This is a genomic window from Pelistega europaea, from assembly GCF_013133775.1.
In the GTDB taxonomy this organism is placed as follows: domain Bacteria; phylum Pseudomonadota; class Gammaproteobacteria; order Burkholderiales; family Burkholderiaceae_B; genus Taylorella; species Taylorella europaea.
Genome location: NZ_JABGBO010000001.1, coordinates 69,192 through 92,954 on the forward strand (window position 1 = coordinate 69,192; position 23,763 = coordinate 92,954).

At 40.4% G+C, this 23,763-nt stretch carries 22 protein-coding genes; 15 read left to right on the forward strand and 7 right to left on the reverse strand.

Features of this window, described 5'->3' with window-relative positions; genetic code table 11:
• The first annotated feature begins 96 nt into the window (after nucleotides 1-96).
• Nucleotides 97-1,305, forward strand: coding sequence for an ATP-binding protein (locus HKX40_RS00335; protein ID WP_171587577.1), 1,209 nt, complete (start codon nucleotides 97-99; stop codon nucleotides 1,303-1,305).
• A gap of 253 nt (nucleotides 1,306-1,558) precedes the next feature.
• Here the strand turns inward: HKX40_RS00335 and HKX40_RS00340 are convergent, their stop codons facing one another.
• Nucleotides 1,559-4,060, reverse strand: coding sequence for a DNA topoisomerase III (locus tag HKX40_RS00340; RefSeq protein ID WP_171587578.1), 2,502 nt, complete (start codon nucleotides 4,058-4,060; stop codon nucleotides 1,559-1,561).
• 323 nt (nucleotides 4,061-4,383) lie between these two features.
• Between HKX40_RS00340 and HKX40_RS00345 the strand changes: the two genes are divergently transcribed.
• The 4 genes from HKX40_RS00345 to HKX40_RS00360 all read left to right on the forward strand — a co-directional run bounded on the left by HKX40_RS00345 (nucleotide 4,384) and on the right by HKX40_RS00360 (nucleotide 6,961).
• Nucleotides 4,384-4,542 (forward strand): hypothetical protein, encoded by a 159-nt coding sequence (locus HKX40_RS00345; protein WP_171587579.1) that lies wholly within the window; start codon nucleotides 4,384-4,386, stop codon nucleotides 4,540-4,542.
• 11 nt (nucleotides 4,543-4,553) lie between these two features.
• A complete protein-coding gene (locus HKX40_RS00350) occupies nucleotides 4,554-5,165 on the forward strand; it encodes a GDYXXLXY domain-containing protein (protein WP_171587580.1) in 612 nt (203 codons plus the stop codon).
• A gap of 198 nt (nucleotides 5,166-5,363) precedes the next feature.
• Nucleotides 5,364-5,690 carry an XRE family transcriptional regulator gene (locus tag HKX40_RS00355; protein ID WP_171587581.1) on the forward strand — a complete coding sequence of 109 codons (327 nt, stop codon included), beginning with the start codon at nucleotides 5,364-5,366 and terminating at the stop codon, nucleotides 5,688-5,690.
• Nucleotides 5,687-6,961 carry a type II toxin-antitoxin system HipA family toxin gene (locus HKX40_RS00360; protein ID WP_171587582.1) on the forward strand — a complete coding sequence of 425 codons (1,275 nt, stop codon included), beginning with the start codon at nucleotides 5,687-5,689 and terminating at the stop codon, nucleotides 6,959-6,961. Before HKX40_RS00355 ends, HKX40_RS00360 begins: the two co-directional genes overlap by 4 nt.
• A gap of 20 nt (nucleotides 6,962-6,981) precedes the next feature.
• Here the strand turns inward: HKX40_RS00360 and HKX40_RS00365 are convergent, their stop codons facing one another.
• The gene (locus HKX40_RS00365; protein WP_171587583.1) at nucleotides 6,982-7,182 is read right to left on the reverse strand and encodes a nucleotidyl transferase family protein; all 201 of its coding nucleotides are present in this window, start codon (nucleotides 7,180-7,182) and stop codon (nucleotides 6,982-6,984) included.
• 250 nt (nucleotides 7,183-7,432) lie between these two features.
• On the opposite strand from HKX40_RS00365, the gene HKX40_RS00370 reads away from it, so the two are divergent.
• The 4 genes from HKX40_RS00370 (at nucleotide 7,433) to HKX40_RS00385 (ending at nucleotide 12,126) form a co-directional block, all read left to right on the forward strand.
• Nucleotides 7,433-7,750, forward strand: coding sequence for a hypothetical protein (locus HKX40_RS00370; RefSeq protein WP_171587584.1), 318 nt, complete (start codon nucleotides 7,433-7,435; stop codon nucleotides 7,748-7,750).
• A gap of 31 nt (nucleotides 7,751-7,781) precedes the next feature.
• On the forward strand, nucleotides 7,782-9,212 hold the full coding sequence (locus HKX40_RS10575) for a hypothetical protein (protein WP_216605115.1): 1,431 nt from the start codon (nucleotides 7,782-7,784) through the stop codon (nucleotides 9,210-9,212).
• Nucleotides 9,213-9,363: 151 nt separating this feature from the next.
• A complete protein-coding gene (locus tag HKX40_RS00380; protein WP_171587585.1) occupies nucleotides 9,364-10,653 on the forward strand; it encodes an AAA family ATPase in 1,290 nt (429 codons plus the stop codon).
• Nucleotides 10,654-10,701: 48 nt separating this feature from the next.
• Nucleotides 10,702-12,126, forward strand: a complete 1,425-nt coding sequence (locus HKX40_RS00385) for an LlaJI family restriction endonuclease (RefSeq protein ID WP_216605116.1) — start codon at nucleotides 10,702-10,704, stop codon at nucleotides 12,124-12,126.
• 110 nt (nucleotides 12,127-12,236) lie between these two features.
• Here HKX40_RS00385 and gluQRS read toward each other — a convergent pair whose 3' ends face one another.
• Entirely contained in the window at nucleotides 12,237-13,184 is a 948-nt protein-coding gene (gene gluQRS / locus HKX40_RS00390; protein WP_171587587.1) for a tRNA glutamyl-Q(34) synthetase GluQRS, read from the reverse strand.
• Between the two features lie 227 nt (nucleotides 13,185-13,411).
• Between gluQRS and HKX40_RS00395 the strand changes: the two genes are divergently transcribed.
• The 5 genes from HKX40_RS00395 (at nucleotide 13,412) to HKX40_RS00415 (ending at nucleotide 17,605) form a co-directional block, all read left to right on the forward strand.
• The gene (locus tag HKX40_RS00395; RefSeq protein ID WP_171587588.1) at nucleotides 13,412-14,206 is read left to right on the forward strand and encodes a TIGR04255 family protein; all 795 of its coding nucleotides are present in this window, start codon (nucleotides 13,412-13,414) and stop codon (nucleotides 14,204-14,206) included.
• A complete protein-coding gene (locus HKX40_RS00400) occupies nucleotides 14,197-14,700 on the forward strand; it encodes a hypothetical protein (RefSeq protein WP_171587589.1) in 504 nt (167 codons plus the stop codon). Before HKX40_RS00395 ends, HKX40_RS00400 begins: the two co-directional genes overlap by 10 nt.
• A gap of 9 nt (nucleotides 14,701-14,709) precedes the next feature.
• A complete protein-coding gene (locus tag HKX40_RS00405) occupies nucleotides 14,710-15,546 on the forward strand; it encodes a hypothetical protein (protein WP_171587590.1) in 837 nt (278 codons plus the stop codon).
• 322 nt (nucleotides 15,547-15,868) lie between these two features.
• Nucleotides 15,869-17,059, forward strand: coding sequence for an acetylornithine transaminase (locus HKX40_RS00410; protein WP_171587591.1), 1,191 nt, complete (start codon nucleotides 15,869-15,871; stop codon nucleotides 17,057-17,059).
• A gap of 264 nt (nucleotides 17,060-17,323) precedes the next feature.
• Complete coding sequence (locus HKX40_RS00415) at nucleotides 17,324-17,605, forward strand: hypothetical protein (RefSeq protein WP_171587592.1); 282 nt, start codon at nucleotides 17,324-17,326, stop codon at nucleotides 17,603-17,605.
• Between the two features lie 265 nt (nucleotides 17,606-17,870).
• On the opposite strand, the gene HKX40_RS00420 is transcribed toward HKX40_RS00415, so the two are convergent.
• Entirely contained in the window at nucleotides 17,871-18,140 is a 270-nt protein-coding gene (locus tag HKX40_RS00420; RefSeq protein WP_171587593.1) for a metal/formaldehyde-sensitive transcriptional repressor, read from the reverse strand.
• 113 nt (nucleotides 18,141-18,253) lie between these two features.
• Between HKX40_RS00420 and HKX40_RS00425 the strand changes: the two genes are divergently transcribed.
• Nucleotides 18,254-19,189 carry a nickel/cobalt efflux protein RcnA gene (locus HKX40_RS00425; protein WP_171587594.1) on the forward strand — a complete coding sequence of 312 codons (936 nt, stop codon included), beginning with the start codon at nucleotides 18,254-18,256 and terminating at the stop codon, nucleotides 19,187-19,189.
• A gap of 165 nt (nucleotides 19,190-19,354) precedes the next feature.
• On the opposite strand, the gene HKX40_RS00430 is transcribed toward HKX40_RS00425, so the two are convergent.
• The 3 genes from HKX40_RS00430 to HKX40_RS00440 form a co-directional block, all read right to left on the reverse strand.
• Nucleotides 19,355-19,768: a hypothetical protein gene (locus tag HKX40_RS00430; protein WP_171587595.1), complete on the reverse strand. Its 414-nt coding sequence runs from the start codon at nucleotides 19,766-19,768 to the stop codon at nucleotides 19,355-19,357.
• A gap of 174 nt (nucleotides 19,769-19,942) precedes the next feature.
• The gene (locus HKX40_RS00435) at nucleotides 19,943-21,958 is read right to left on the reverse strand and encodes an acetyl-CoA carboxylase biotin carboxylase subunit (RefSeq protein ID WP_171587596.1); all 2,016 of its coding nucleotides are present in this window, start codon (nucleotides 21,956-21,958) and stop codon (nucleotides 19,943-19,945) included.
• Between the two features lie 15 nt (nucleotides 21,959-21,973).
• Nucleotides 21,974-23,581: a carboxyl transferase domain-containing protein gene (locus HKX40_RS00440; RefSeq protein ID WP_171587597.1), complete on the reverse strand. Its 1,608-nt coding sequence runs from the start codon at nucleotides 23,579-23,581 to the stop codon at nucleotides 21,974-21,976.
• Nucleotides 23,582-23,763 lie beyond the last annotated feature (182 nt).

The window sequence follows — 23,763 nt, forward strand, 5'->3', positions numbered from 1 at the left end:
TAAATATTATAAATAATAAAAATTTCAATTATATTTGAAAGTTTATATAAAACAAGATATTATTTTGAATATAATTAAAATTTTAAGGAGTCGGAGATGTTATCTCTTATCCCTCGCAAATACTATCTTGAGAAAATCCGCCCTTTTATGCGTAAGAGCCTGATTAAGGTGCTCGTAGGACAGCGTCGTGTGGGTAAAAGCTATGTGCTCCATCAACTTATGCAAGAGATACAAGAAACTGAACCGCATGCCCACATTATCTATATCAATAAAGAAGATTTTCGGTTCAGTCATATCAAAACGTACGAGGATTTGTATCATTACATCCAAACGCAGAAAAAAAATCAGCAAAATAACTACCTTTTCATTGATGAAATTCAGGAAATTCCGCAGTTTGAATTAGCCCTGCGTTCATTACAGCTCGATGCTACTATGGATATTTACTGTACAGGGAGCAATGCACACCTACTTTCGCGTGATATTGCGGGGTATTTAAGTGGTCGAGCGATTCAGATAGATATTTACGGTCTTTCCTATCCTGAGTTTCTGATTTTCATGCAGTTGGAAGATTCTTCATCTGCATTTGAGTTGTATTTGAAGTATGGAGGTTTGCCTTATCTGCATCAGCTACCACAGGATGATAATGTTATCTTTGAATATTTAAAGAACATCTACTCAACGATTTTAATGCGTGATGTGGTGAATCGATTTTCTATCCGTAACCCCTTATTTTTGGAGCAATTAGCTTTATTTCTTGCATCGAATATCGGTAGTCTTTTTTCTGCTAAAAAAATTAGTGATTATTTAAAGTCACAGCAGTTAACTTCTTCTCCTTCTCAAGTTCAAACCTATGTGGATTATCTGGTCAATGCAATGTTAATTCATCGAAGCCAGCGTTATGACATAGAGGGCCGTCGCTTTTTCGATAGTGGGGAAAAATACTATTTTGAAGATTTAGGTATTCGTCATGCCCTTATCGGTTATCGTCCACAAGATATGGGTAAAGTATTAGAAAATACAGTTTTTCATCATCTCCAAATTGCTGGGTATCAAGTAAGTACTGGAGGACTTAAAACACAAGAAATTGACTTTGTGGCTAATCGACAAAATGAGCGTATTTATGTACAAGTCGCTCTATCATTACAAGAGGAAAAAACACTAGAGCGTGAGTTTGGTAATTTACTTAAAATTGCTGATAACTACCCTAAATATGTCGTTACTAAAGAGGCTTTTCATGGCAATACTTATCAGGGAATTGAGTGTATTGGAGTGAGAGATTTTATTAAGGGTGTGTTGGGGTTGTAAACCATGTCTCAAGAGCCAAGGCGAGGAGGATTTGCACTGCCGAAGTGACGAGTGTCTTGCCGAAGAGTTAAGGTTCGAGTGGGCAAAGAATCAAATACCAAAACTCGTGAAAAAATGCACTTATCCGCAAGAATTTCACGAACTATTGAGCATAAAAAAGAGGATGAATCTGTACCCATCCTCCTTTTAATACAATTACAGAGCAGCAGAATACTCTTCCCCTGGATTTTAGCTACTGCGCCTCACGATGAATCTATGATTTCTTTGTGCTTGATGCCCGAGCCTTGCGAGGACTAGCTGTGCGCTCTTCAAACTCAAAGCCTATTTTGCCTTTTTTGTCTAAGACTAAGAAAGCCTTAAACTTGCGATTGGTGCGATTAGAGACAAAGCCCTCCAGTAAGTCCGTCTTACCAGTTGTCAATAATTTTGCCATTTGCTCTTGCGGAATCTCTTGTTGCAAGATGACTTTGCCTGATTTGAAATCGCAAGGATTAGTTTCATTGGCGGACTGATCGCACACATAGTTCATGCCTACATCATAGACTTTCCCATTGGCGCATTTAGGACATTTGCCAATAGGCGTGAGGCGTGAAAAATCGACTTCCTCTTTTTCTTCTTGTTCATTTTGACCAAAATCAAACTCTAGTTTGTTGTCATCAGTGAGGCGCAAAATAGCAGAGAATGGACGACCGAGCTTGCTAATAAAGCCTGATAATGGACCAATGGTACGGTCATGTAATAACTGCTCTACTTCCTCTGTTTCAAAATTACGTCCACCTGGGTTTTTGGTAATAGAGAAGTCGCAAGAAGTACACGCATAGCGACGATAGTTTTCTTTGACTATGCCACCACAAGCAGGGCAAGGTGTTCTGAGCGTGACATAATCGCCAGGAATAGTGTCATGCTCATATTCTTTGGCACGTTTGACAATCACTTGTGTATTTTGTGCAATTTCTTGCATAAAGCGGTCACGGTCTAAAGTTCCTTGCTCAATTTGTTTAAGTTTATGCTCCCACTCGCCAGTCAACTCTGGGGAGGTGAGTTCTTTGATATTTAAACCATTTAAGAGTGTCATTAGCTGACGAGTCTTGGTTGTGGGGATTAGGTCCCGTCCCTCACGACGCAAGTATTGATCGGCAATCAATCCCTCAATAATCGTTGCACGTGTCGCTGGTGTGCCTAAACCACGCTCTGACATCGCTTCACGTAATTCATCATCTTCCACGAGCTTACCAGCCCCTTCCATGGCGCTTAATAAGGTTGCCTCGGTATAGTGTGGAGGTGGTTTGGTTGCATTCTCTGCGATGCGAATATCGTCTGTTTTAACTTGTTCATTGGGTTGTACAGGCACAAGAGTATCTTCCCCCTCTTGTGCTGATTTGCCGTAGACTTCTAACCAACCTGGTGAGACAAGGACTTTCCCTTCTGTTTTGAAGTGATGACCACTAACCACCGTGATGCGTGTGGTCACGCGATATTCTGCGGCAGGATAGAAGATAGACATAAAGCGCTTAGTGATGAGGTCGTAAATTTTGGACTCGGCATCACTAAGTTCTTTGGGCACTTGCAATGTAGGAATAATAGCAAAGTGGTCAGAGACTTTTTTATCATCAAAAATACGTTTGTTTGGTTTTACCCAGTTTTTGCTAAGAATATTTTTAGCAAAAGGAATATGCGCCTTGTTCATGGCAGAGCCACTGTTAGCGATTTCATTCAGTGTTTGTTTAACTGTATTCACGTAATCCTCAGGCAAATAACGTGAATCGGTACGAGGATAGGTGATCACTTTATGGCGTTCATATAGCGTTTGTGCCAACGCTAATGTTGTCTTAGCTGAAAAACCAAAGCGCGCATTGGCCTCACGCTGTAATGTAGTTAAATCATACAAGGCCGGTGAGGATTGAGAGAGTGGTTTGGTTTCTTCGGTGACATTACCATGTTTGTTACGGCATGCCATGACGATGGTTTTAGCCGCAGCCTCCGACCATAAACGACTTTCTTTTTTCTCTGGGTCATTAGGGTCTTTCTTAAAGTCTTTGTCTATCCAACGTCCTTCGTAGATGCCTGCAGCAGATACGAAACTAGCATATACTTCCCAATAGTCTTTAGAAACGAATTGGCGAATTTTCTGTTCACGATCATACACAATGGCTAAGGTAGGTGTTTGTACACGACCGATAGGTGTTTTAAAGAACCCACCATCTTTACTATTGAAAGCAGTCATGGCACGAGTACCATTAATTCCTACTAGCCAGTCTGCCTCAGCACGAGAGCGTGCAGCCGCCTCAAGAGGTTTCATACTCTCATCAGAACGCAGATGGTTAAACGCATCCAAAATCGCCTGCTTGGTCATGGATTGCAACCATAGACGTTGGATGGGTTTGTCTACTTTCGCATATTGAATGATATAACGGAAAATTAACTCACCTTCACGCCCCGCATCGCAGGCATTGATAACCGCACTGACATCTTTGCGTTTGAGTAACTTGACTAAAAGTTTGAGACGCTCCTGGGACTTCTTGTCTGTTGGTTGAATATCAAACCCTTTTTTAGGAATAGCGGGTAAATGAGTAAACGACCATTTGCCACGCACTACGTCATCTGGGTTAAACAACGTTAATAGATGTCCAACACTTGAAGATAAAACGTATTGCCCGTTTTCAAAATACCCATCGTGACGTTCAAAGCCACCTAAGGCACGAGAAATATCCTGTGCGACAGAGGGTTTTTCGGCAATAATTAAGGTCTTACTCATTGCATTCCTTGTGTTTGTTTCTAATAAAAATGGAATTGTCAGAAAATGTATTTTTTGGATAATACGAGAGTGAAGCCGCTTTTGGCAAGTGAAAAACAATAAAGTTAAGAATTAATCTAACGCTGATGATGCTTGAGGTAACAAGGATTTTATTGAAAATAATGAATAAAATCAAAGGTTTTTCTGGGTGAAATAAGATGAAATGGTTGAGGGATAAATTTTATTGGTCGGTTGGTATGTAGGCGAATTTAGTCTATGTACTTGTTGCATAGATGTAGAATGGACTATGAAGGGGCGCCTGTCCAAGCAAAGAGATATTGTATATGGAATTTTTAGTTGATTTTATTTATCACCAGCCACCAATGGTGTTGTTGATTGCAATGCAAGCCCTTTGGGTGATTTGTGTGGTGATGGGCTTAGGGGGAATGTTGGTGCGTGTGAAGGATACCGTACCGACCACTAGTCGTCATTTATTTTTGTGAGTCTAAAAGGAGTGACAAATCGAGCGGTCATCTGTGTGGCTTTAGGTGTGGTGAGTGTTTTGTGGATGGTAAACCATAAAGTGTCTCAGTATGAGGAGGTGCTGAACACTGGAGAAACGCTGGTGTTGGAATTGGTATCTCCGCTCCAATCTGAGGGGGCGCGAACAGGTAGTTTGGTGCTGAATTATCAAGTTTTGACAGCGTTTTTGCAGTATAAACAAACCCATACCACAGAAGAACAACGTGCACAGTTAATAAGAGATAAGGAGGATAATCTAAAGATACTGCATCAACAAGAGTTGTATTTATTGTTGAAAACGGATGATAAGGGAATCGCTAGATTTTGTGGCGTGAGTGATAGCTCCCCCAATACTTCTTCATGTGACCGCTGGGTTCGGGTAGTACAAAATATGCAGGGATGGCAACTGTCAGGACCACATCACTATTTTATTCCTAATGGTGTGGAGATGCCCCTTTCTACGTGGGTTCGTTTTTTAGGGGCGCGTTATGCACAATTTCGACAAGGGAAGGATGGGGAATTGTTGTTGGTGCAGTTGTTGGATGGAGGTTTGCAGCCTATCGTTGTGGAAAATTCTACCTTCACTGATTTGGCTACCGAATAATCGCCTGCTGCCATTAAGAAAGTAAGAAGCAAGAAGATGACAGGTAGAGGCTGTGGTCAAATAGAGGAGGGAGATAATACAGTGTTTTTGTAGAATGAATTGCCTTAATAAGCCATTAGGTGAACATTAATATATGTATACTATAATATCCAAAAATAGGCTAAAATAATAATTTTAGATATTATAGTATCTATTATTATGAAACTACAGTTGCACTCTTCCTATGATATTCAATTAGCTATGGCACAATATTTACGCTATAAGCGTAAGGAGAAAAAACTCTCTCGTCGTCGCTTGGCTGAGGTTAGTCTTGTTCCTGAGGCGACCATTAAGAAATTTGAACTCACGGGTCAGATTTCTCTACGGCAATTGTTGATGTTATGGCAGATTTTGGATGATCTAGATAGATTGTATGCTCTTACGCACCCTGAGCCTCCTATGCCTACATCGATTGAGGAGGTGTTAATGGATTCTCGTCCTGCTCGTCGAGTGGTGATGCCGAGATTACCTAGGAGTAAAAAATGAATACGGTGAAATTGGAAGTTTGGCGTACTTTATCTACAGCAGAGCGGGTCAAAGTAGGAGTATTGGCAAAAAATCAACAGGGCATTTTCTTCCAGTATGATGAGAGTTATTTAAATCAGTTTCCTCAAGGGAATTTATCACCTTTTAAATTGGTGTTTAATCGCAGTGTTCAACTCGCTCCTCGACAACTATTTGAGGGCCTACATTCTGTTTTTGCTGATAGTCTTCCTGATGGTTGGGGACGACTACTGATGGATAGAGTGTTTACTCAGCATCAAATCCCTCTTTTTACTATTTCTCCCTTAGAACGGTTAGCTTATGTGGGAGATACAGCTATTGGGGCACTGTCGTATTACCCCATTTCTGATTTCTCGTCTCAAAGTGACGAAACAATATTATTGTCTACCCTAGGTTTGGAAGCGCAGGCTATTTTTGATGGTCAGACCGATGAAGTACTTGGTGCCTTGGCTCAGGTGGGTAGTTCAGGAGGGGCTAGACCTAAAGCACAGGTGTTTTTTACAAAAAATGATGATGCGCATTGTCATACTAAATATCGTCCTCATGATGAGCCTTGGCTCGTAAAATTTACCTCTAAAAATTTGCCCCTACAGTATGATGAAGGATTGTGTGAGGCAGTTTATCTTCGCTTGGCAGAAAAAGCAGGGATTGATGTTCCTGTATGGCGTTTATTAGACGCACCAAAAAAATCAGGTGCCACACAGTGGCTAGCGACGAAACGGTTTGATTGTGTGGCAACAGAGAATGCACAACTAGGTAGAAAACATACTTTAACGATTTGTGGCCTATTAGAGGCAAACTTCCGTGAGCCATGTTTTGACTATTTGGATTTGATAAAAGTAAGTAATTTGCTATGCCAAGATATGCGTGCCGGTCAAATGCAATTTAGGCGAGCGATGTTTAATCTATATGCTCTCAACCAGGATGATCATACTAAGAATTTTGCATTTTTGCAGAATGATAAAGGAGAGTGGCAGTTATCTCCTTGCTATGATGTGACATTCAGTCCGTCCCCTTATGGTGAACACATGACCTCCTATGCGGGGTTTGGTAAATCCCCTCCATTGGCTGCTATTCAAACACTTGCGTATCAGGCCAATCTTGAATGGAAAGATGCTCTACTCGTCATTGGTGAAGTGAAAGACGCGATTAGTCACTTTGCGGTGTTCGCCAATGAGATGGGAGTTAGTAAGAAAGTCCAGAAAATCATACAGACGCAATTAAACCAACAGGCAAAACTCACCTATAGATAGTCGTTGTTTTAGCATATGGATTATGTAAACCGTTTTGCCCACTTTGCTACCGCTTGCTGCCAAAAGTCCTCAATATTCTGACTACTAAACCGCTCAAATCCTAAAGCTACCCACGCTTTTTCCAAACTCGTTAGGGCGTTAGCTGTGCTAATTGTCGGGGCATGATTTTGTTTAGAAAGTTTACGTCCCTGCTCATCGAGGATTAGAGGGACGCACAGCAAAGAGAGTATTGGCTAGTACCGGACGAGGGAAAATAATAAGGCATAGGTTAATGAAAAATATTCCCTATTCATAATAGCAGGCAATAGCGACAACTTGTGTCGCATAAGCATGAAAAACCAACATAATACGCAAATAAAATAATTTAATTTTGAAATGTTCTTTATTGTAAAAAATTTCATTGACTTTATTTTTTTTATATTCTAGGAAAGTCTTTTTGAATTTCATCGAACTACATTAGGAGGTAAGAATATGCCTAAGATTGTTTTGGGTAATGGTTGGTTTTGTGACGGAAAAGAACTTAGACCTAAGGTTGGCGCTACATGGGCGAACACATGGGTGTATGATGGCAAGGAAATCAAAACTAAAAGAGACTCTACATGGGCGAACACATGGGTTTACAACGGTAAAGAACTGAAAACTAAAAGAGATTCTTCTATAGAGAATACATGGGTGATTCAAGGTGGTACCATCAAACCAAAAATTAGTGCAACTCACGACACCACATATCAGCTAAACGGGCAACCATTGCTGGTGGCATTTGGACAAGCAGTGCTGCGTCTTTGGTAATTTATCCAACAGTTTCTAAAGAGGAGAGATTATGTCTAATATAGACGAGGAAAATCTATTTTTTTCTACCGTTGAGGGTGTGGATGTAAAAGCCATATATACCGAAGAGGGTCTTTTGATTTTAAAAGGTTCAAAGTTTCCATACGGTAACATTAAAGAGGCTAAAAAATATCAAGAAGGTTTTATTAAAAAAAGACATGAATTGTTAATTTCCGGCGATCTCATCAGAGAGGGGGATTATTGCATCTTCCCTAGAGACTTTTTATGTCGTCCCGGCTTGGCTGTCAATGTTATTTTTCTAAGAAACCGCACAGATAAGTGGACAGGCTTTAAAAGAGCAGATGGTACACCATTGCACGCTGTATTAAAAAAAGTACGTGATGTTGATGACGAGGAAGAGGAAACAACCATCTCAGAAGATACAGAACCACTGAAATTATATATGTGTGGTTCTCACGTAGAATGTGGAGTTGAGGAATTATCAAAACAGGAATTCGAAGAGTTTTGTAAGACTGCAAAGGAGGTCGGAGAAGATTATTTACGGAATGTTGCATATGGCGGACGCTTCTATTATAACTATTACACTCCCGAAACGGTGGAATTATATTTACCTAGTGATGATAAAGGGAGGAAATATCTTAACTTACCCTTTTTAGTGATACCTGTTTTGCTCGATTGGGGTTGTCTACTTGATGGTGAGGACATCAAGTGGAATGTTGTATCCAAACTGAATTGGAAAAGAGAAGAGGTAGAGCTTACATTGCCTACTGGTGTCACAATAGAAAAATTCTCTCCAAGAAATTTAGTGTGTTTTCCATCTTTCAAGCGTTTAGAGGATGGCCTATTCCTAGGTGTAGATAATTATTACTATATTTCACCAGATAAATTGAAAGAGATTATGCATCAACATCTGGATGAAATTATAGAATGTGTCGCTCAACTCAAAGTAAAATCTGATTGGGGTAAATCTGCACCGACATTCAAGGAGCTGAAGGAGCTAGCAAAACAGTACATGGATCCTGAGTATCTTTTCTACGATAATGGCAATAAGGATGAAGGCAAAGAGAGGGTAAAAGCTCTCAGACAAGAAGTGATTGACAATATCGCAAAAGTTACAAGTGAACGACCAGATGATAGCTTGAAGGGCAAATATGTTGATTATGATAGAGACGTCCGGTATGATGATATTGATGACGACATTGATGATATTGATGACGACATTGATGATGATATCGATGACGATATTGATGATGATATTGTTAATATTGCTAGTGCTCCTAGCAAAGATTTTGTTGTCCCAGAATCTTTGCTTAGTGCCTTAGAACCATATCAGGCAGAGTCAGATATGTTGGGTGCTGTAGATTCATATTTCGGCGGAGCCAAGGTAATGACTTCATGGAAATTTTACGAAGGTTATTTTGAAGCCAATGACAGTGATGGATATGACTATATCCCTAATTAGTTTGTCGTATAAGTTCCTCGGGGGGGGATATTCCCCCCCCTTTTTTTTGAAAAGAAATTTTTGTGGTAGATTTTCTACTCGTATTGTAGAGTCTAGGATAAATTCCATCACAAACAAATGACTCATAAAAACAGTTATAAGAGGTATTTCAATGTCAGTAAATCAAGTTCATCAGTCGACTGAGGAAAGAGAGAATGTTACCCATAATCACATTCTTTTTGGTGCACCCGGGACAGGTAAAAGCTTTACGCTCAATAAAAATCTTGAGGTATTGCTGGGGGATGATAAGGATACACATTATGAGCGAGTTACTTTTCATCCAGACTATTCTTATGCACATTTTGTGGGAACTTATAAACCTGTTATGGTGGGTAAATCCTCCTCGCAACCATTGGACGAGGAGGTTTTACGAGTAGTGTCCATACTAAAGGATACAAAAGATGCTAAAACAAAATATGAGGAGCTATATAAACTTTTTGAGGCAGGAGAATTTGAGGATGGGTTGTGGAGAATTCCTCTATTGGTAGGCATCGCTATGGGTAAAGCTGATAACGATAAAGAGTCTAAGGTTACAGTTAAGAACAAAAATGGCGAGGACTCAAAAAGTACGGTAGAAATAAATCACGGCAAGGCCATCAGTAAATACGTTCAGTTCGTATCAGATCAGCCAGAGAATACCTCCAATATCGCCTATGAATATGTCCCCGGTCCTTTTATGCGAGTTTATGTGAAGGCATTGAAAAATCCTTCTAAACCTCATGTACTTGTTATCGAAGAGATTAATCGTGCTAATGTCGCTGCTGTTTTTGGCGATATTTTTCAGCTTCTTGATAGAAATGACGAGGGTGCGAGCGTATATCCTATACAGACTTCTGAGGATATTAAACAGTATCTTGCCAAAGAATTATATGGTCGTAATCCGGAGGCTTATAAGACGCTTTGTATTCCTAAGAATATGTATATCTGGGCGACGATGAATAGTGCCGATCAAGGGGTATTTCCAATGGATACGGCGTTTAAAAGACGATGGGATTTTACATATCTGGATATTGATAATGGAGAAGAGCAGATTGCAGGGAAATATGTGCAACTGTCAGAGTCTCAAAAGATTGAATGGAATAAACTTAGAAAGGCGATTAACCAGTTTTTGATAGAAGAAAAAATCAATGAGGACAAGTTACTGGGCCCCTATTTTTTATCAAAGAATATTGTTGCACCAGAAGGTAAAGACATCAACCGAGAAGATTTTATTCGCGTATTTAAGAATAAAGTATTGATGTATTTGTTTGAAGATGCGGCGAGACAAAAACGCCAAACTTTGTTTGCAGGATGTGGTGGAAAAGCACTTCAGTATTCGGCGATATGCAAAGCATTTGATGAGAAGGGAGTCCATATTTTCCACGATAGTATTAAGGCTGCGATGGGCTTGTCGTCGTTATAGTGTGTATTGCAGGATCACATAAGAGCAGTATCTAAGAGGATGTTAGTCATGATTTCTGTGTTTGTGAAAGAACAACGACGATATCGATTTGATGAGCTATGTCAGGTATTTCATCAAACGCAGGAAGAGGCTATTCGCTTGATTCACAAACTTAAAGCGTTTGGTATTCTGAAGATGGTTAGGCCATCTAATAATCAAAAGGATATGTCAGAGCTATTGGACGATGATTGCGAAATTATTGACACTGAGAACGAAAGAGATTGCTTTTATGTCTTTGCCTTTGTTGGGGTGGCGGTTATAGGGGGATGCGTTTTAAAGTGTTACCCTAAATATTTGTCTGATAATCTTCAGCCTCATGAAGCGTTAAGTCAAGTACTTCAAGTTTTAAGTAAATACAAATCAAGTAAATATCAGTCGTTAGAAAGTAGCGAGGAGTCGCAACACCTTAACTTTCTCGCTACTATGCTTTTTTTGTTGCAAGATTACTATGAATATGGACTGTATAGTAATACAGAAACCATTATCGAAAACAACGGAGAAGGGGAAATTGTTTGGGATAAGACAGTAAATGAGACCTTCCCTATGCTCCTTAACCAACGTCCTTATTATATGGATTTAAGAACGAAAAGAAAAAGGACAAATGAAGAAGATTTTCTAAGGCTGTTGCATTCATGTGTTTTAACAAAAATATCGAATAAGCTCCAAACGCTTGGATTACTGTCCTTATTTGGGCTAACGGCAGTGGAGTTGACGGATATAGACTTAGAAGATTTAGGTGACACAGAATATATCCTGCATCAGATAGAGAAAGAACGACAGATTCAATTCAATACTCGGAAACAAAGATTATTAAAAAAATTGCATCTGTACCTGAGCCATGGTAATAGCACTTACGGTGATGATGGTTTTTTTGTTTTTGGGACAAACAGCTTTCATATGGTATGGGAGCACGTTTGCTCTCAGGTGATGAATAATCTGCTAAATGCTAATGTCGAAGATTTAACACTGCCCTCTCCCTTGCAAGAGGATAGGTATAAAGGGCTTACACTTAAAGAAGTGATTGAGAAGCCCTACTGGAGTGCAACACAGAAAACAGCAACAAGTACATTAGTACCTGATTTAGTGACAATTAAGCAGAATCAATTTATTATTTTTGATGCGAAGTATTATAGGCCAATTCTTGAGTTGGGCGAGCCCCCCAAGGGACAACCCGGTATTGAGTCCATTACAAAACAGTATTGGTATCAGCTAGCCTATCAGGAATTTATCAAGAGACATCAGTTTTCTGACGTTAAAAACTGCTTTTTACTCCCTACAGATGGTGATGCTATACAGGATAAGGGAACGGTATCGTTAGATATGTTCCAATCTTTGGGTTTGGTGGACATTCAGGTGAGACTTTTACCCGCCAAAATGGTATATGAATACTATTTAAGTGGTCAGAAAATGGATATTGACTTACTCAAATTATGAAGTGTATCGTAAGAGCGATTTTGGGTAGGCTTATAAACTTTTGTTTTAATGTTTAGATTGCGATGTTTATGGTTCCAGTGGCTTTTAAGTTAGAACTTTTGAGAAAGTCACTATTTTATGTTTAGAAACCGTTTTGCCCACTTCGTTATCGCTTGCTGCCAAAAGTCCTCAATATTTTGACTACTAAACCGCTCAAATCCTAAAGCTACCCATGCTTTTTCCAAACTTGCTAGGGCGTTAGCTGTGCTAATTGCCGGGGCGTGATTTTGTTTAGAGAGTTTACGTCCCTGCTCATCGAGGATAAGGGGTACGTGCATATAACGCGGATAGCTGTGTTGTAGCGAAAAATGATATGGAGCTACTGTTGTGTTTCCCTGTGGTTGATGATGGTGAGATAAACCACTTTGATAAAGATAATCATACAAACACAACTGTCGCTGGGTGGAGTCGAGTAAGTCCTGTCCTCGCACAATATCGGTGACGCCTTGATCCATATCATCAATAACCACGACTAACTGATAGGCAAATAAACCATCTGCCCTTTTGATAATAATGTCACCGATAGCGTGTTGAGGGTTTTGCGTTTGCCTACCTAACCAACGATCTTCAAAAGTCACTTCTTTGTCTGGCATGATTAAACGCCATGCTCTAGGTGGTTTGTTTGTCCCATGGCGACAAGTACCTGGATAGGGATATTGTCCATTTTCATGGAGTCCCAAGGCTATCGCACTATCGGCAATTTCTTTGCGTGTACATGAGCAACCGTAGACTAACCCTCGTGCTATCAATGCTTGAAAACACTCTTCATAACGTGCTAATCGCTGAGACTGCCAAATCACCTCCCCATCCCAGTGCATACCTAGTGTCTGTAATTGCTGCATAATCGCAAGGTCAGCACCTTCTACAACACGAGGGGTATCAATATCCTCAATACGCAATAACCATTTCCCATGATGAGCTCTAGCATCTAGGAAACTCGCCATGGCAGCGACAAGTGAACCATCATGAAGAGGGCCACTGGGACTAGGGGCAAAACGACCGATGTAAGGATTGTTCATACAGAAAATGTTATCAATAGGTGTGCTTAAATTTTGAAATAAAAGATGTGCTCTGGGGTAAATGCACGATACAATTATAAGACAACAAGGTTCAGTAATAGCTTACAATGAATATTTGGGAAATTATAAAAGAGGAATTGTTTGTTAACGTTGATTTTTCGAAAAAGTACTATTTGAGTAATTTTTTGTGTAAAATAAATTACTCATTTTGATTGTCGGGTGTTCACATGGATGATATTGCTTACTATAAATTGGAAAAGCAACCGTTGTTATTTGTATTGGCGGAGTTCAGATTTCCTGACGTTCTCAAGATAGACAAGTTCGTCCCTGATGTTCAAGAGTGTTTACGAGAACAATTGCCGTATTTTGAAGAACAACAATCCCAAAAGCTAACATTACAGCCTGATGGGATTAATATCACTGCAGTGCCACGATATGTTTTTACAAACAAACTACAGCAACAAGCAGTAGTGCTTGAATCTAATCGACTGTTCTGCGTTTCTAGTGTCTATAATCGTTTTGATGGATTCAAGTCCTTTTGCTCAAAAACTTTGAGAATTATAGAGGACATCATTCATCCCTCTGCCTTGCAAAGACTGGGATTACGCTTTGCGGATCTTGTCATGGATGACACAACAGGTGCAGATATCACTTCATATGTGAATTTCGATATTTCTTATCATGCTCATTTAGAAAGCATTGGTACTCTAGTTCGTAAAGCTAGTGAATTTGTTTTTCAGACAACAGAAGGGCATATGACCATACGAACTCTATATGGTAGCCATAATTTAAGCGTGTTGCCTGATGTTGGTCAGCTGCCGATTAAGCTTCCTGAAGTGGCTTCTTTTGCTAGCAAACGCATTATTTTAGATTTTGATCATGTTTGGGAAAGCATGACCAGAGATGAGGATATTAATTTTAGTGCACCACACATTGTTGACAAATTAAATGGTTTACATGCTTTATCCAGAGAATGTTTTTGGAATATCGTCACCAAAGAGGGGCTCCAGTCATGGAAATAATGCCTTCTTTATCTAGCTCTGGTGCACTTATTTGCTCTCTTGTCGTAGGGATTAGTATGCATGTCGGTAGTGGAGGTAGTGTATATGTCGCATCTTTATTGGCAGTAAATACAAAAGTGCTTTCTCAGGCAACGTTTGAAACAAAAGTTGCTCAAATTAAATTGGATGTGGAAAAACAGGTAAACTTTATTGAGACTGTTTTTTCTTTGAGCGAAGAAAAGTTAGCAGAATGTTTACAAGTAGAAAGAAAAACGGTTTATAACTGGAAAAAGAATAACCACATCCCTAGAAATAAATCACGTGAGAAATTCTTTAAGTTATATACATTAGCTAATTCTTGGCATAATTTAGGTTATCCCAGCGGTAAGATGCTTTCACAACAAGGCATTAGTAATCAATTACTAGAGATACTACCATCGCTGGATGAGGAGCGAATCCTCTTTCTAGGAAGAGCATTGATGCGTCAATTACCTCAAAATACCCCTTTATTATAGGTATCCATCATGCGTTCATGGCTAGAAGAACATAATTGGAGACAAGGCTCTTTTGTTAAGAGAGAAGACTTGGCAAGATTGCGTCTATTACTACCAGAATATTTTGGGGAAGACAGTAATATTCTGTTAATTGTTGCCTCACAGTCTTGTGATGTATGTGCTTCACCTGATACAGAGAAGTTTATTGAGTTTATCATTGCCAGACAAATAGACACATTAAATGGTAATTTAATGTACAACAAGCATCCTAGGTACTTACATATTAAAGCGCTTAATAATGAGGGTGAAAATGTAGAGAACATTTATTTAGAGCTTCGGGCGCATGAAAAAATTAAATTAAGCAAAGACGCAATTTACCAAATGATTCAGGCAATCGCTCCTGATATAGATATGGCCTTGGATGCTAAGACCTGTCAACAATTTGCAGATTGGCTAGCTGCTAGATATAATCGCCCTGCTTTGCCGACAGTTTTTGAAAATCGTTTTAATCAACAGTGGCAGAAAAGAAAACGAGAGAAAGATACGGAGAAGCTTAATGAGGATATCTTGGGTATATATGTAGATATCTATCCAGATAAAGAGTTAGAAGATAATGAATCCTACCAAGTTCAATTGCTTTTTCTCATTTCTGACTTTGCAGAACAAGATGAAAGTCTCAAGAAGGAAATTCGTGAATTGATGAAAAAATATGAAAATACTTTGCTTGATGCTGGTTGCGTTGTTTTAGCCTCTCAGATGGCAACTGAACAGAAAATTTCCGTGGCAACTTTTAGAAATTATCGTCGTTTTTACCTGGATAGCATGTCTTATAAAAATGAAACTCTTCAACCATTACATTATGGATAATAGAGTGCAATTATTACTTAAGAACAGAGTGTAGTGAGATAACTTATCGTAAGAAAAATAATCGAAGGAGTGATAGCAGGGACAGAACAAGAAGTACTAATGGCAGAAGGATAGGTATTAATACATGGTTATTATTTGATTATTATTGCCAGTTATGGGTGGATAATTATTTAGCAATATATACTGTTGATGAGGGGAATAAAACAGTTTATATCTTAACCATTCAATGTCAAGCACGTCAGACTTAGTGATAACAAGCATCCTTACAAAAAAACGTATACAATAGTTTTTATTTTGTCGCCTATTTATAAGGAGCGCTGCCATGGCATTCAATTTCGCTGATACTCAGTCATTGATGGATATTACTTCTCGTCCTGAGCTTGTGTTTGTTAAAGGAGAAGGTTCTTGGTTAGAAGATCACAATGGCAAGCGATATTTGGATGTTATCCAAGGTTGGGCAGTAAATTGTTTGGGTCATAATCCTAAGCCTATTGTAGAGGCGTTGAATAAGCAATCTCATCTTTTAATTAATCCCTCCCCTGCTTTTTACAATCTCCCCTCTATTGAGTTAGCTAAACGCTTAACGGGAGCGTCTGTTTTTGACCGTGTATTTTTTGCAAATAGCGGAGCAGAAGCCAATGAGGGGGCTATTAAACTAGCCCGTAAATGGGGGCAGAAAAAACGCAATGGCGCTTATAAAATCATCACCATGGATCATGCTTTCCATGGTCGTACATTAGCGACAATGTCCGCCTCTGGTAAAGAGGGATGGGATAAAAAATTCCCTCCTCAAGTAGATGGTTTCCCTAAAGCGATTTTGAACGATTTGGACTCTGTTCGTGCCTTAATTGACGACCAAACCGTTGCGGTAATGCTTGAGCCAGTACAAGGTGAAGCAGGTGTTATTCCTGCAACTAAAGAGTTTATGCAAGGTTTGCAAGAGCTTACTCGTGAAAAAGGCATTCTCTTTATCGTCGATGAAGTACAAAGTGGTTATGGTCGTTGTGGTGAGTTATTTGCTTATCAACACTATGGGGTTACCCCAGATATTATGACCTTGGGTAAAGGTATCGGTGGTGGTGTGCCGCTATCTGCTTTACTCGCACGTGAGGAGGTGGCTGTATTTGACCATGGTGACCAAGGGGGTACTTATAATGGTAATCCGTTGATGACGGCGGTGGGGGTGGCTGTTTTTGATACCTTAATGGCTCCAGGGTTTATGGATAGCGTTAAAGCACGAGCGGCACAACTTTCGGCAGGATTGCTTAAACTGTCAGATAAGTATGGCATGAAAGGCGAACGAGGTTTAGGTTTATTGCGTGCCTTATTACTCGATGGTGACTATGGTAATGAGTTAGTCGCTGCTGCTCGTGATGCAGTGCCAGAGGGGTTATTATTAAACGCTCCTCGCCCTAATTTGCTTCGCTTTATGCCGGCATTAAATATCACTAGTGAAGAGGTGGATTTATTGCTGGCTCGTTTAGACGATTTAATTGCGAAAGTGCGTAAATAAAGATTGCCTGCAAGCTCTGTAGAATTTCATTTCAATAGCATTGCGTTGGCTGGTTAGATTACATAGTTTATGCAGTTGTAGTGGAGATAGCAGAGTGGTGGAATAAAAAAGACCGTGATTCATGTAAGTCATCAACATTGTGATGATTAAGAGAATACGGTCTTTTTGTTGCTAAGAATCTTACTGTGTTAGTTTGTTGGTACTGCATCTGGTAAGATGGCATCCACGGATTCTTTTGATAACTTTAATCCTAAGGGAATGTCTATGACAGAAGAACGCATTGCAGCTCTTGAAAATGAACTTGATGAGCTAAAAGATTTAGTGTTAACGTTGGTGGAGAGTAATAATCAGTTAATGCTAAAACAACTTGCAGCTCAACAAGTCATTATGAGTTTATCGACCTTGGTCGAAGATAAAGCACAATTAAAAAAGGCGATTGTGCTTTGTCGAGATGACTACCTCCAGTATGCCGAGGAATCAGGAGAAGAGTCTGAGCTGACAGATGTCTATGAGAGTGCTATAGATGAATATTTAGATTTGTTATAAGCACTCCTTGCTTAAACAAGCCTAAACCTTGCTTATTTTCCCCCAAATCTTGCTTAATAATAAATTTTTATTATAAATCAATGCATTATAAGAAAAATTGAACCTTGCTTAAACAAGCCTAAACCTTGCTTATTTTCTCTCAAATCTTGCTTAACAAAAAATAATGTTTATAAATCAATATGTTATAAAGAATGTTTAGCCTTGCTTAAACAAGCCTAAACCTTGCGTATTTCATCCTATCGCATTTAAGCAAGACTGCAATGGATCATTTTAAATACGATTTAATTACTTGCAAAATCACATCAGTATCTTGTTGTCGTTTTTCTAATTCTGGCTCGTTAATTAAATGGTCGGTAATATGCCCCTCTATAACGGCTCCCATCAGCCCATTAACAGCCCCTCGAATAGCAGCAATTTGCTGTAAGACGGCGGCACAGTCACCCTCATTCATTAACTGTTTTTCTAAAGCAGCAACCTGCCCTTGAATACGTCTTACACGGGTTAAGAACTTTGATTTATCTTTGATGGTATGCATAGTTCAACTCCTTATAACGTATAAATATACCATATTTTTGTATACTGGGGGGTTGTATATTTATACTAGGGGGGAGTATAATAAATTCACTAAAATTTTATAGTGAGAAAAGCATGACAGAGTTCGCAACCCTTTTACAACAAGGTAATGCGTGGTTATTCATTCCTAGTGCTATTCTATTAGGTGCTTTGCATGGGTTAGAGCCAGGGCATTCCAAAACCATGATGGCGGCTTTTATTGTGGCGGTGAGAGGTACGCCTACTCAAGCGGCGTTGTTGGGCTTATCAGCGACAATCTCTCATACAGCAGTGGTATGGATTATCGCTATGGCAGGGTTGTATTTTGGACAGCATTGGAATGCCGAGACTTCAGAGCCTTATTTTCAACTTATTTCTGCGGTAATCATTATTGGGGTAGCAATTTGGATGTTATGGCGGACATGGTATGGACAGCATATAGGGTGTCACCATCATGACCACGAACATCACCACCATCATGACCATGGACACCATTGCCCCCATGAGCACGGTCATACACCTTGTCATGGACATACGCATCATGAGCATTCACACCATGATGGGCAAATAGCTGTACATCAAACAGAACATACTCATGAGATCGAACATCATCATACACATAATGATTTAAATTTATTAACTGAGGGTGAATATCAAGATGCACATGAGCGAGCACATGCAGAAGATATTCAACGTCGCTTTGCGGGTAGAGAGGTGACTACAGGTCAAATTGTGATGTTTGGTTTGACTGGAGGATTAATTCCTTGCCCTGCTTCTATTACTATTTTGCTTCTATGTTTACAACTACAAAAAATCACACTTGGCGCAACGCTTGTTTTATGTTTTAGTATTGGATTAGCCATCACACTTGTTGCATCGGGATTAGTGGCAGCATTTGGGATGCGGTATGCGGCAAAACGCTGGAAAGGTTTTGGGGAATTTACCCGCAAAGCCCCTTATTTTTCAGGTCTATTGATTTTAGCTATAGGACTTTATGTGGGGTATCATAGTCTTACTGTGATTATTCAATAGTACAGCTACATTTAGACCGATTTCTGCTAACTAATCGGTCTAAGAAAGCATGGCTAGTTTTTGTAAAAAAAGACTTCTTGATTAGGCCCTTAATATGATTGAGTTTAGGTAAGCTTGGCGATTCCCTGTCTTTTCCAGCCGCTACTCATCCCTCACTCCTAGTGATTATTTTACTTCTTCAAGAAAAATAATTACTCCTTCGGTATAACTATAACCATAACCAAAACCGTAGCTACCGCCTCCGCTAACTTTTTCGGTATCGCTTAAAAATCTGGGGGAGCTTGTAATTTTAGAGTCATCGTACTGATAGTTATATGCACCAGAAATGACAGGAGTAATGCAGACGACCCTGTAGCCCTTTTCTAACCATTCGTTGACTGCTTTGTCAATATCCTCTGACAACCGTGCTCCGTCAACTTCAGTATCTGAATATCCTACGATTTCAGTGGAATAAGTGGTGGTGTAAACTTTTTTCTCATATCCTAACCAACTTTTTTTGGTCTCACCTGTATCCACTTTCTGAGAAACTTCTTTGAATATAGGTTTGAAATGGGCTTGTACAAAAATTGTCTTCATCATACGAATTACCTATTAGCCATAATGTGTGCAGTAGAGTAATCAACACATTATCAGTCCATTGAAATGATGAAGCATTGTAGCATAGGGAGGGTAGATTCGTGATTTAGGGACGAAGAAAACAACCCTCCGCTCAAATGTTTTTGGAGGAGGGTTGTCGATATTCAAAGAGAAAGGTTATTCTCCCAACTTAATCAACTCTACACCATCAGTGACTTGATCTCCTACAGCATAGAAAATTTCCTCTACCCTACCATCTTTCGGAGAGGTAATAGTATGCTCCATCTTCATAGCTTCCATCACTAAAAGAGTTTGTCCTGCTTTGACAATATCACCAGCACTGACTGCTAGCGAAATAATCTTGCCTGGCATAGGAGCTACTAAACTACCACCATGATCTTGTTCATCAGCTGAATGATGCAAATCATCAGGGAGTTGTAGATGGGTGACTTTACCTTGGTCAAATACATAAGCATTTTCACCAGTCAATACAACGGACATCATAGAATTTACACCATCTAGCGTGATATGCGTGATAAAACGTCCACCATCTATTTCTACTTTCCAGACAAAAGGTAGCGTTTGCTCGCCCAAAGTGAATGTCCAGTCGCCGCCTACTCGCTGTAGCAACACGGTTCGACACTCGTCACCATCTTGTAAGTGGATAGATTCATTGAATACAGAGGCAACACGCCAGGTATCGTTAAAATCCCATGGATCTGCAGCTTGTTGGTGAGTATGTTTTGTTGCAGATAGCTGCCCTCGTTGGGCTAATAATGCAGCGATTAGATGGGCTACGACAGTAGTAGTAGCGGGTTGAGCTTTTGGTAATAACTGCTCTGAATTTTTCTCAATTAACCCAGTATCTAAATCTGCACTCGTAAAGGCCTTATTCGCAAATAAACGCCCCAAAAATGCCACATTAGTACTAACGCCAACGACTTGGGTTTCGGCAAGTGCTTGTTGCATACGGGCAATGGCTTGCTCACGGTCTTCACCCCACACAATAAGTTTAGCAATCATAGGGTCATAGAAAGGAGAGATTGTATCCCCTTGTCTTACCCCTCCATCAACACGGATAGCACCACTACGCTCAAATTTCACATGTTCAGGTAAGCGGAAAAATTGTAATTGACCAATAGAGGGTAAAAAACCATTGTCAGGATTTTCTGCATAAATGCGTGATTCAATGGCATGCCCGTGAATGCGTAAATCTTCTTGACGAGCAGGTAGTGCTTCGCCTGCGGCTACACGTAGTTGCCACTCCACTAGGTCATAGCCAGTAATCATCTCAGTCACTGGGTGTTCTACCTGCAAGCGAGTGTTCATCTCCATGAAATAAAAGCGACCATCTGGCTCAGCAATAAACTCTACCGTCCCTGCACCAACATAACCAACGGCTTTAGCTGCAGCCACGGCAGCTTCTCCCATCTGTTGGCGACGCTCTGCTGTCATACCTGGTGCAGGTGCTTCCTCGATGACTTTTTGGTGACGACGCTGCACAGAACAATCGCGTTCAAATAGATATACTGCATTGCCATGACTATCTGCAAATACTTGAATTTCAATATGACGAGGCTTACTCAAATAGCGCTCTACTAGTACTTTATCATCACCAAAACTATTAATTGCTTCACGTTTGCAAGAACTCAATGCCTCTTTAAAATCAGCTTCAGATGGGACAATACGCATACCTTTACCGCCACCACCTGCACTGGCTTTAATTAGAACTGGGTAGCCAATACGATTAGCTTCTTGTTGCAGAAAATCTGGGTCTTGATTATCGCCATGATAGCCTGGTACGAGTGGCACACCAGCTTTTTCCATTAGAGCTTTGGCCGCAGATTTACTACCCATGGCAGAGATAGATGATGCAGGGGGGCCAATAAAGACAATACCGTTGTCTGCACAAGCTTGAGCAAAGGCCTCATTCTCAGATAAGAAACCATAACCAGGATGAATGGCTTGTGCACCTGTGCGTTTGGCAGCTTCCAGAATAATATCGGCACGTAAGTAGCTTTGGCGAGGTTCAGAACCACCGATATAAACGGACTCATCACAAGCAGCAACATGAGCAGCATTTGCATCGGCATCAGAATAAACTGCCACAGTACGAATACCCATTTTGCGAGCAGTAGCAGCGACACGGCAAGCAATCTCACCACGATTGGCAATAAGGATTTTGGTAAACATAATTCTGACCTCTCATTAAATACGGAATACGCCAAACTTGGTGTCTTCAATCGGAGCATTAAGTGCAGCAGATAAACTAAGCGCCAATACACGACGAGTGTCTGCAGGTTGAATAATGCCATCGTCCCATAGACGTGCAGAAGCGTAATAAGGATGACCTTCTACTTCATATTTGGCACGGATAGGGGCTTTAAATGCCTCTTCTTCCTCCGCCGACCATGTTTCACCTTTGGCTTCGTATTGATCGCGTTTAATGGTAGAAAGTACACTAGCTGCTTGCTCCCCACCCATTACAGAGATACGCGCATTAGGCCACATATAGAGCATCCGAGGACCAAAAGCACGACCACACATACCATAGTTACCTGCACCAAATGAACCACCAATCAACACGGTAAATTTAGGCACAGAGGCAGTAGATACAGCTGTCACCATTTTGGCTCCATGACGTGCAATCCCCTCATTTTCATATTTGCGACCTACCATAAAGCCAGTAATATTTTGCAAGAACACCAGAGGGATTTTACGTTGGCAACATAACTCAATGAAATGAGTGCCTTTTTGGGCGGCTTCAGAGAAGAGAATTCCATTGTTAGCGATAATACCCACTGGCATTCCATGAATGTGTGCAAAGCCAGTCACTAGTGTTGTACCAAAACGCGCTTTAAACTCGTCAAATTCAGAGCCGTCAACAATACGAGCAATCACCTCACGTACATCAAAAGGTTTGCGAGTATCCACAGGGATAATACCGTTAAGTTCTTCTGGATTATATAAAGGCTCACGTGAAGGAATGATATGCAGCGGATTGTTCTTTTTAAGGTTGAGACGTGCTACTGCTTGACGAGCAAGCTCTAAAGCGTGTAAATCATTATTGGCTAGATGATCCGCCACACCTGATAAACGAGTGTGCACATCACCACCGCCTAAGTCTTCTGCACTAACCACCTCGCCTGTTGCTGCTTTTACAAGAGGGGGACCACCTAAAAAAATTGTCCCTTGGTTCTTAACAATAATAGACTCATCACTCATCGCTGGTACATAAGCACCACCTGCAGTACATGAACCCATCACTACTGCGATTTGAGCGATGCCCATAGCTGACATTTGCGCTTGATTAAAGAAAATGCGTCCGAAATGCTCACGATCAGGGAAAACTTCATCTTGGCGTGGTAAGTTAGCACCACCAGAGTCTACAAGATAAATACAAGGTAGGCGATTTTGCTGCGCAATTTCCTGTGCACGTAGATGCTTTTTCACTGTCATGGGGTAGTAGGTCCCCCCCTTCACAGTCGGATCATTACACACAATCATACACTCCACTCCCGATACACGACCGATACCCGTAATGATACCTGCACCAGGCGCTTCATTATCGTACATATCATGAGCAGCTAATGGGGAAAGCTCTAGGAAAGCACTACCTGGGTCGAGCAGGCGCTCTACACGTTCGCGAGGCAATAACTTGCCACGAGCTGTGTGCTTGTCACGTGCAGCTTGACTGCCACCAAGCGCTGTTTTAAGGAGTTGTGCTTTAAGGTCATCGACCTGTGCTTGCATACTTGCTGCATTGTCCAAAAAGGCCTGCGAGCGAGTGTTAATTTTGGATTGAATGACTGGCATAATAGTTCCGTTTTTATTCTAAAAAGCGAGGTTTTTTGTGAAACCTCAATCTCCAAAGTTATAAACCCTATAGGTGTTTGTGGAATACCGTATCCGTATAGGTAGAGGGGCTATTCACTATCCACTTACTGAATTGAGTAAGCTATTTAACATACACCGTATAGACGCAGGGATGTGACTCA

What these genes read in the sequence shown, in the direction of transcription:
- HKX40_RS00335 (WP_171587577.1), top strand. Translation starts at nt 97, where the DNA reads ATGTTATCTCTTATCCCTCGCAAATACTATCTTGAGAAAATCCGCCCT.
- HKX40_RS00340 (WP_171587578.1), bottom strand. Translation starts at nt 4,060, where the DNA reads ATGAGTAAGACCTTAATTATTGCCGAAAAACCCTCTGTCGCACAGGAT.
- HKX40_RS00345 (WP_171587579.1), top strand. Translation starts at nt 4,384, where the DNA reads ATGGAATTTTTAGTTGATTTTATTTATCACCAGCCACCAATGGTGTTG.
- HKX40_RS00355 (WP_171587581.1), top strand. Translation starts at nt 5,364, where the DNA reads ATGAAACTACAGTTGCACTCTTCCTATGATATTCAATTAGCTATGGCA.
- HKX40_RS00360 (WP_171587582.1), top strand. Translation starts at nt 5,687, where the DNA reads ATGAATACGGTGAAATTGGAAGTTTGGCGTACTTTATCTACAGCAGAG.
- HKX40_RS00370 (WP_171587584.1), top strand. Translation starts at nt 7,433, where the DNA reads ATGCCTAAGATTGTTTTGGGTAATGGTTGGTTTTGTGACGGAAAAGAA.
- HKX40_RS10575 (WP_216605115.1), top strand. Translation starts at nt 7,782, where the DNA reads ATGTCTAATATAGACGAGGAAAATCTATTTTTTTCTACCGTTGAGGGT.
- HKX40_RS00380 (WP_171587585.1), top strand. Translation starts at nt 9,364, where the DNA reads ATGTCAGTAAATCAAGTTCATCAGTCGACTGAGGAAAGAGAGAATGTT.
- HKX40_RS00385 (WP_216605116.1), top strand. Translation starts at nt 10,702, where the DNA reads ATGATTTCTGTGTTTGTGAAAGAACAACGACGATATCGATTTGATGAG.
- gluQRS (WP_171587587.1), bottom strand. Translation starts at nt 13,184, where the DNA reads ATGAACAATCCTTACATCGGTCGTTTTGCCCCTAGTCCCAGTGGCCCT.
- HKX40_RS00395 (WP_171587588.1), top strand. Translation starts at nt 13,412, where the DNA reads ATGGATGATATTGCTTACTATAAATTGGAAAAGCAACCGTTGTTATTT.
- HKX40_RS00400 (WP_171587589.1), top strand. Translation starts at nt 14,197, where the DNA reads ATGGAAATAATGCCTTCTTTATCTAGCTCTGGTGCACTTATTTGCTCT.
- HKX40_RS00405 (WP_171587590.1), top strand. Translation starts at nt 14,710, where the DNA reads ATGCGTTCATGGCTAGAAGAACATAATTGGAGACAAGGCTCTTTTGTT.
- HKX40_RS00410 (WP_171587591.1), top strand. Translation starts at nt 15,869, where the DNA reads ATGGCATTCAATTTCGCTGATACTCAGTCATTGATGGATATTACTTCT.
- HKX40_RS00415 (WP_171587592.1), top strand. Translation starts at nt 17,324, where the DNA reads ATGACAGAAGAACGCATTGCAGCTCTTGAAAATGAACTTGATGAGCTA.
- HKX40_RS00420 (WP_171587593.1), bottom strand. Translation starts at nt 18,140, where the DNA reads ATGCATACCATCAAAGATAAATCAAAGTTCTTAACCCGTGTAAGACGT.
- HKX40_RS00425 (WP_171587594.1), top strand. Translation starts at nt 18,254, where the DNA reads ATGACAGAGTTCGCAACCCTTTTACAACAAGGTAATGCGTGGTTATTC.
- HKX40_RS00430 (WP_171587595.1), bottom strand. Translation starts at nt 19,768, where the DNA reads ATGATGAAGACAATTTTTGTACAAGCCCATTTCAAACCTATATTCAAA.
- HKX40_RS00435 (WP_171587596.1), bottom strand. Translation starts at nt 21,958, where the DNA reads ATGTTTACCAAAATCCTTATTGCCAATCGTGGTGAGATTGCTTGCCGT.
- HKX40_RS00440 (WP_171587597.1), bottom strand. Translation starts at nt 23,581, where the DNA reads ATGCCAGTCATTCAATCCAAAATTAACACTCGCTCGCAGGCCTTTTTG.